The sequence below is a fragment of the Thalassolituus maritimus genome, from assembly GCF_900156675.1.
GTDB lineage: Bacteria > Pseudomonadota > Gammaproteobacteria > Pseudomonadales > Oceanobacteraceae > Thalassolituus > Thalassolituus maritimus.
In genome coordinates, this window is the sequence record NZ_FTOH01000006.1 from 296,680 (window position 1) to 303,204 (window position 6,525).

Genomic DNA, 6,525 nt, shown 5'->3' on the forward strand with positions numbered 1-6,525 from the left:
CTGACTTATGAAAATACTGTTTATCTGTACCCACAATCGTTGTCGCAGCATCCTCGCTGAAGCACTGACGCGTCATATTTCTGAGGGCAGAATTGATGCCCGAAGCGCCGGTAGCCAGCCTGCAGGTGTCGTGTTTCCGGGCACCTTGAAATACCTCGAAAGCCAGAATATTTCCACTGAAGGTCTTGTCAGCCAGAGCTGGGATGACCACGAAAGCTTTGCTCCTGATGTGGTGATCACCGTGTGTGACAGCGCAGCGGGCGAAACCTGTCCGGTCTGGTTTGGCAATGCAGCACGGGTACACTGGGGCTTACCTGATCCATCAAAACTACCAACAGAAGACATGCAGCAAGGCATGTTCAGAGAAGTAGGGGAGATGATGCAGCAGCGCCTGTCTCAACTGGCTTCTGCATCATTGAATGAGCTTACTGATAAACAATCACTCGAAGCCGCGATCGGGCAGCTTCTCACACCGGAGCGTTTTTCCTGATGGGTATTTTCGAACGTTATCTTTCTGTCTGGGTCGGGCTTGCCATTATTGCAGGTATCGGTGCCGGTCTTTTTATGCCCGAGGTATTTCAGGTCGTAGCTGATGCTGAGGTTGCGAACGTTAACCTGCCGATTGCGGTACTCATCTGGTTGATGATTTATCCGATGATGATGCAAGTCGATTTCGCATCGATCAAAGATGTAACTAAACAGCCGCAGGGCCTTGCACTCACACTGGTGATTAACTGGCTGGTTAAACCATTTACCATGGCGGCGCTGGGCTGGTTGTTCTTTCATCACTTATTTGCGGATCTGGTGTCACCGGCCACCGCCCAGGAATACATCGCCGGTATGATCCTGTTAGGCGTTGCGCCTTGCACAGCCATGGTATTTGTCTGGAGCCACCTGACACGCGGTGATGCGAATTACACCCTGCTGCAGGTATCGGTGAACGATGTCATCATGATTTTTGCATTTGCACCGATTGCGGGTTTCCTGCTCGGCGTCTCCGATATTGAAGTCCCGTGGGAAACATTGCTGATCTCAGTCGTCTTGTATGTGGTATTGCCGTTACTCGCTGGCGTTATTACCCGTAAAGCGCTGGGCGCTGACGGTGTGGCACGCTTATCGGAAACCTTAAAGCCGCTGTCTATTCTGGGCTTGCTTGCGACCGTACTTATTCTGTTTGGCTTGCAGGCGCCGCGCATCGTTGAGAATCCTCTGGATATGCTGCTGATCGCAATTCCTCTGCTGATTCAGACCTACGGTATTTTCGCGATTACCTACTTTATTGCGATCCGTCTGAAGCTTAAGCACAACGTCGCTGCACCTGCTTGTATGATCGGTACGAGTAATTTCTTTGAGCTTGCGGTTGCGGTCGCGATTGCCTTATTCGGCCTGAATTCGGGTGCTGCACTGGCTACGGTTGTAGGTGTTCTGGTTGAAGTCCCTGTGATGCTTTCTCTGGTTGCGTTTGCTAACCGTACTAAGCATTGGTTTGAACCGTCCTGATATGACCAGAGCGCTTGCTGCTGATGTCGGCTTAGGTGACCCGCAGGCGACATTGCGGGTATACCTTGCTAACCGACCGTCGCTCGAACCCTTTGCTTATCCGGGCGATGTCATACCTCTGGCAGACGGTGACATTGCTCAGATCAATTCGCACGAAGGTAATCACTGGCGAAAAATTTTTAATGTCTTTGCCAAGTTTCTGTATGAACTGAAATTTACTGGCACTGAGGATTTCAGTCGCTGGCAGGATTACCGCGACACCCTGATGCTCCAGCCGGGCAGCCAGGTTGCTCTTTGTTACGGGGCTCCTGGTAGCGAGGCGCCAGCCAGTCAGATTATTTTGATGGGCAAGCAGTTCGCTGAAGAATGCGGATTTTTCAAAACGAATGGTGCAAAATGGCTCGACAGCAGATTTGCGATCAATGATGCCGGCGTGATTGTTTGTCCATACTTTGACTACCGCCAGCTATCCGACGAACGTATTCGTTATCTGGTATCTCTGCTGTAGGGTTCAGAACCTACCTTAAGATAAGGGAACACAGCTCAAATGGCAGGGTTTGCAGAAATAGGCATGTTGAATTTTATCAGCCTCGGCTGGTTAATCTTCTGCTGGTTTGGTTACGCTAAATTTGCTCACTACCGGGCTAAGCGTTCTGCGTCTTTGTCTTCGGTACTGCATGTGCATCGTATTAACTGGATGCGGCGCATGCTCAAGCGCGAGATACGTGTTGGGGATGCAGCACTTCTGGCAAACATCGAGCGCAACGTAAACTTCTTTGCTTCATCATGTGTGCTGATCATTGCCGGTCTGCTTACCGCACTGACCGCAACCGATAAAATCAGCGCCATGCTCAGTACCGTCTCGTTTGTTGAAGGCGATTCACTAACCGAGCTTGAGTTTAAACTGGCAGTGCTGGTGGTCATCTTTATCTACGCCTACTTCACCTTTACCTGGTCAATGCGCCAGTTTGGTTTTGCCTCGGTATTAGTGGGCGCTGCACCTATGCCTGACGATAATTCGGTGACTCCCGGTGATCGTCGCAGTATGGCGCTTTACAGTGCAAAAGTGATTGATCAGGCCAGTCACAGTTATAACAACGGGCTGCGGGCGTTTTACTTCTCGATGGCCGCGCTGAGCTGGTTTGTCTCTGAGTGGGTGTTTATGGGCACCGCCGCGTTAATTACCGCGGTGCTGTATTCACGCGAGTTCCGTTCCAGCTCGCTGAAGGCGCTAAAGCAGGCTGAAAACGTGGGCGATAAAATCTTTACTGACGACAAAGAGCTTTATCGTCAGTAACCCTACCTGCTGCTTCAGCCTTGATTCTTTTTCCGCAACAGCTCAGCGTTACCACCAATCGCACTGGTATTAACGCTGACAGTACGTTCGCAGGCAAAACGTTTTACATAATCGGGCCCACCGGCTTTCGGGCCAGTACCTGAGCGCCCCAGACCGCCAAAGGGCTGTACACCCACCACGGCGCCGATCTGATCGCGATTAATATATACGTTGCCTACGCGAGCGGTGCGCGCAATAAAGCCCGACACTTCAGGATTGCGGGAATGCACAGATAAGGTCAGACCGAATCCCGTGTTATTAATATCTTCAATAACTTTCGGCAGGTCAGTGTTCTGGTAACGGATGACATGTAAGATCGGCCCGAAGTGCTCGTCGTCCAGTTCTGAAATTGATGCAATCTCGTACGCAACGGGGGCTAAAAAGAACCCTTCTTCGGGAACGTTATCGACTTGAGCCAACACCTTGCCATGACTTTTTAAATGGCGGATATGAGCAAGCAGACTGTTCTTTGCTTGCATCGAAATCAGTGGGCCGACATCGGTTGATACATCGCCTGGATTTCCCACCACCAATTCATTCATAGCACCTCTTAATAAGCGGATAACTTCATCGGCAATATCGGATTGCAGATACAAGGCTCGCAATGCTGAGCAACGTTGCCCGGCACTGCCAAAGGCAGAGCGTAAGACGTCTTTAACGACTTGCTCAGGCAGTGCGGTCGAGTCAACGATCATTGCGTTCTGGCCACCGGTTTCTGCAATAAATGTCGCAATCGGGCCGCGACGATGGGCAAGATCCATCGCGATCTTATGGGCTGTTTTATGAGAGCCTGTAAAGGCTACGCCAGCAATACGTGCATCGTTGCAGAATACATCGCCCAGTATCGGGCCAGACCCAGGTACACACTGCAGTAATTCTTGAGGTACGCCCGCAGCATAAGCGAGTTCAACAGCACGTGCGGCAATCAGGCTGGTGGCTTCTGCGGGTTTAGCGATGACGGCATTGCCAGCGGCGAGTGCTGCACTGATCTGACCGATAAATATCGCCAACGGGAAATTCCAGGGGCTGATACAAAACCACACACCACGGCCTTCATAGTGCAATTGGTTTAATTCGCCGGTCGGGCCGGGTAGGGCTATCGGCTCAGCGAAACCTTCATCAATAAAGCCCGAATAATAGCGACAAAAATCTACGGCCTCGCGAATTTCATCCACGGCGTCCTGCAGGGTTTTACCCGCTTCACGCACACACAACATGACCAACTCATGTCGGTGGGTTTCTAGTAAATCTGCCAGGGTCAGCAGCCAGGTTTTTCGTTGGGCGGCAAACGCGGGACGCGGTTCGTTATTCCAGTGAGTAAAGGCGCGTTGGGCAGTATCAATAATGGCGTACACATCGTCAGGGTGCGCCCATTGCACCAGACCCACTTTGTCGTGTGCAGAGAAGGGGCAGCCCACTACGATATCCGGCTGATAGGTGGTCAGGCTGCTGATTCTTACCTGAGGGCGAGCTTGCCACTGGTGAGATTTCCAGCGCTCTAAACCTGCGAGTAATGAATCGGTTTCATCGCGGTTATTCAGGTTCAGCCCGGCCGAGTATTGACGCGGTGCAAGAATATTAGCCGGCGCGGGAATATCCGCTGCGGGCGCAAAATGGTGTTCCCGGGCAAGCTCCAGCGGCGACTGTGCCAACGCTTCAGGGTTGATTTCAGACTTCCATAAGTGATGCACAAACGAAGTGTTGGCGCCGTTTTCTAACAAGCGCCGCACCAGATAAGGCAGCAGTTCTTTGTGTTCACCGACCGGAGCATAAGTACGCACGTAGTCTTTGCGTTTACTTTGCCAGGCATCATACAAAGGCTCGCCCATGCCCTGCAGGCGTTGATACTCGCAGACGTCGCTCTTGTTCTCGCTGCTGCCTCCTGACGACAGTGCATCCGCCATCGCCGACACCGCCATTAAAGTGTGTGCATTATGAGTCGCAAACTGCGGATAAATGCCTGTGCTCTTCAGCATAAATGCGGCACAGGCCAGATAAGAAAGATCCGTATGTTCCTTGCGGGTATATACCGGATAACCGGGTAAGCCACGTTGCTGCGCCAGTTTGATTTCGTTATCCCAGTAGGCACCTTTGACTAAGCGAACCGGGATCTTCACCGCGTGCTCTCGTGCTAACGCATCAAGCCAGCCCAGCACGGGCAGAGCACGCTTGCTGTAAGCCTGCACTGCGAGGCCAAACTGACCCCAGTCAGCGCCTTCGCTACGCAGTACCTGTTCAAATAATTCCAACGAAAGAATCAGCCGATCAGCTTCTTCGGCATCAATGGTGACAGGCACCGAGAGTTCACGGGCTTCACGTACCAGAGTTGCGAGGCGATCATAGAGCCTGACCTTAACGTCTTCCCGTTGGGTATCTTCATAACGAGGATGCAGAGCAGAAAGCTTAATTGAAAGCGAGCAGGGGCGTTTAGATGCACTAGTGGTTTTATTAGAGTCTTCGTTCTGAAGTGCGATCTCTTTTAACGCCGCGCGATAGCTGGCCAGATACTTCTCGGCGTCGTCATCACAGAGCGCTGCCTCACCCAGCATATCGAACGAAAAGGCATTCAGCTCCGAGTGCGTACGTTCGGCATTGGCACGAGCACTGCTGATGTCTTCACCCAGCACAAACTGATTGCCCAGCATCTGCATGGCATATTGCAGCGCATTGCGGATCACTGGTTCGCCGGGGCGGGTAATCAGGCGACCGAGTGCGTTCTTTAACCGCGCCATGCGGCCACTGACCGACAAGCCACGCGTTGCCATATTCACCCAGTGGGATGGGCTATGGCTCAGGTGCTTCTCCCAATCCGCCTGAGAGATCTCAGCGCGGATAAAGGCATCACGTGACGCCTTATCCGGGATGCGCAACAGGGCCTCGGCGATAATCATCAGTGTCAGGCCTTCGTCGTTATCCAGGCTGTACTCCTGCATAAACTGATCAAACAACGACAGCTCATCGGTATGCTCGCGCAACTCGGTGATCAAGCGACAAGCCTCACGGGACGCATGGGCCAACAAAGGCTCAGACATCTGCTCGGCCATCGAACGCACGAACTGAGTCTCGTCGGTGCAACCGCCTGTGTAATACCCTGCACGAATCAACGCCATCCAGCCCGACGCTGGCACCGCCGCCATCTTGCCCGTCAGCATACGTTCTGCACTGAAGCTCTCAGCCATAAGCCACCTTAGTTATGTGTTCCTTTTATAAGTCTAGGGCCAGATGGCAGGGGCTGCATCCTAGCAGTTGGCAAAAACTAGTAATAAAGTGCTAGATCGGCAATAAGCGATGCGGACAATCTGAATGTAAAGAGATGGGGGGTATCCATACAGTATGAATTGGAGTTTTTGAGCAAAACTGGCACGCTTTACATTCGCGCTTGCGCGTTTTGTCAGACGGTAGTACGGTAAATATCAGGCGAATCAGATACTTACAAACTTGGTTTACAAGTTTATGTGCCCGCGGTTATAGAAATAACAGGCGTGCGCGTTTTTCTGGAAGGGAGATTTGAATTATGGAAGATTTTTCAATCAGTTCAAAGAGTTACCTGGGAAACCTCGAAAGAGTGTCCCAGGATAAATGCGCACGCACACTAACAAGCTAATGAAATGGACACCCCTCCCTTACACTGAAACTTCAGTTTCTTCGCGGGAGGTGGTTTATGGAACAGCTAAGAGTGATAGGAATCG

Annotated in this window: 5 protein-coding genes; 4 read left to right on the forward strand and 1 reads right to left on the reverse strand. The window is 51.8% G+C overall.

The window, feature by feature from the left end:
* The first annotated feature begins 7 nt into the window (after window positions 1–7).
* The 4 genes from BW941_RS11580 (at window position 8) to BW941_RS11595 (ending at window position 2,797) form a co-directional block, all read left to right on the forward strand.
* Entirely contained in the window at window positions 8–490 is a 483-nt protein-coding gene (locus BW941_RS11580) for an arsenate reductase ArsC (RefSeq protein WP_076516200.1), read from the forward strand.
* The gene (gene arsB, locus BW941_RS11585; RefSeq protein WP_076516202.1) at window positions 490–1,500 is read left to right on the forward strand and encodes an ACR3 family arsenite efflux transporter; all 1,011 of its coding nucleotides are present in this window, start codon (window positions 490–492) and stop codon (window positions 1,498–1,500) included. Before BW941_RS11580 ends, arsB begins: the two co-directional genes overlap by 1 nt.
* 1 nt (window position 1,501) lies before the next feature.
* The gene (locus BW941_RS11590; RefSeq protein ID WP_076516204.1) at window positions 1,502–2,008 is read left to right on the forward strand and encodes a DUF6942 family protein; all 507 of its coding nucleotides are present in this window, start codon (window positions 1,502–1,504) and stop codon (window positions 2,006–2,008) included.
* A gap of 63 nt (window positions 2,009–2,071) precedes the next feature.
* Entirely contained in the window at window positions 2,072–2,797 is a 726-nt protein-coding gene (locus BW941_RS11595; protein ID WP_217693593.1) for a DUF599 domain-containing protein, read from the forward strand.
* A gap of 14 nt (window positions 2,798–2,811) precedes the next feature.
* Here BW941_RS11595 and putA read toward each other — a convergent pair whose 3' ends face one another.
* The gene (gene putA / locus BW941_RS11600; RefSeq protein ID WP_139325825.1) at window positions 2,812–6,015 is read right to left on the reverse strand and encodes a bifunctional proline dehydrogenase/L-glutamate gamma-semialdehyde dehydrogenase PutA; all 3,204 of its coding nucleotides are present in this window, start codon (window positions 6,013–6,015) and stop codon (window positions 2,812–2,814) included.
* Window positions 6,016–6,525 lie beyond the last annotated feature (510 nt).

Excerpts from the sequence above, each read along its gene's own strand:
- BW941_RS11590 (WP_076516204.1), top strand. The coding sequence starts at position 1,502 with ATGACCAGAGCGCTTGCTGCTGATGTCGGCTTAGGTGACCCGCAGGCG.
- putA (WP_139325825.1), bottom strand. The coding sequence starts at position 6,015 with ATGGCTGAGAGCTTCAGTGCAGAACGTATGCTGACGGGCAAGATGGCG.
- arsB (WP_076516202.1), top strand. The coding sequence starts at position 490 with ATGGGTATTTTCGAACGTTATCTTTCTGTCTGGGTCGGGCTTGCCATT.
- BW941_RS11580 (WP_076516200.1), top strand. The coding sequence starts at position 8 with ATGAAAATACTGTTTATCTGTACCCACAATCGTTGTCGCAGCATCCTC.
- BW941_RS11595 (WP_217693593.1), top strand. The coding sequence starts at position 2,072 with ATGTTGAATTTTATCAGCCTCGGCTGGTTAATCTTCTGCTGGTTTGGT.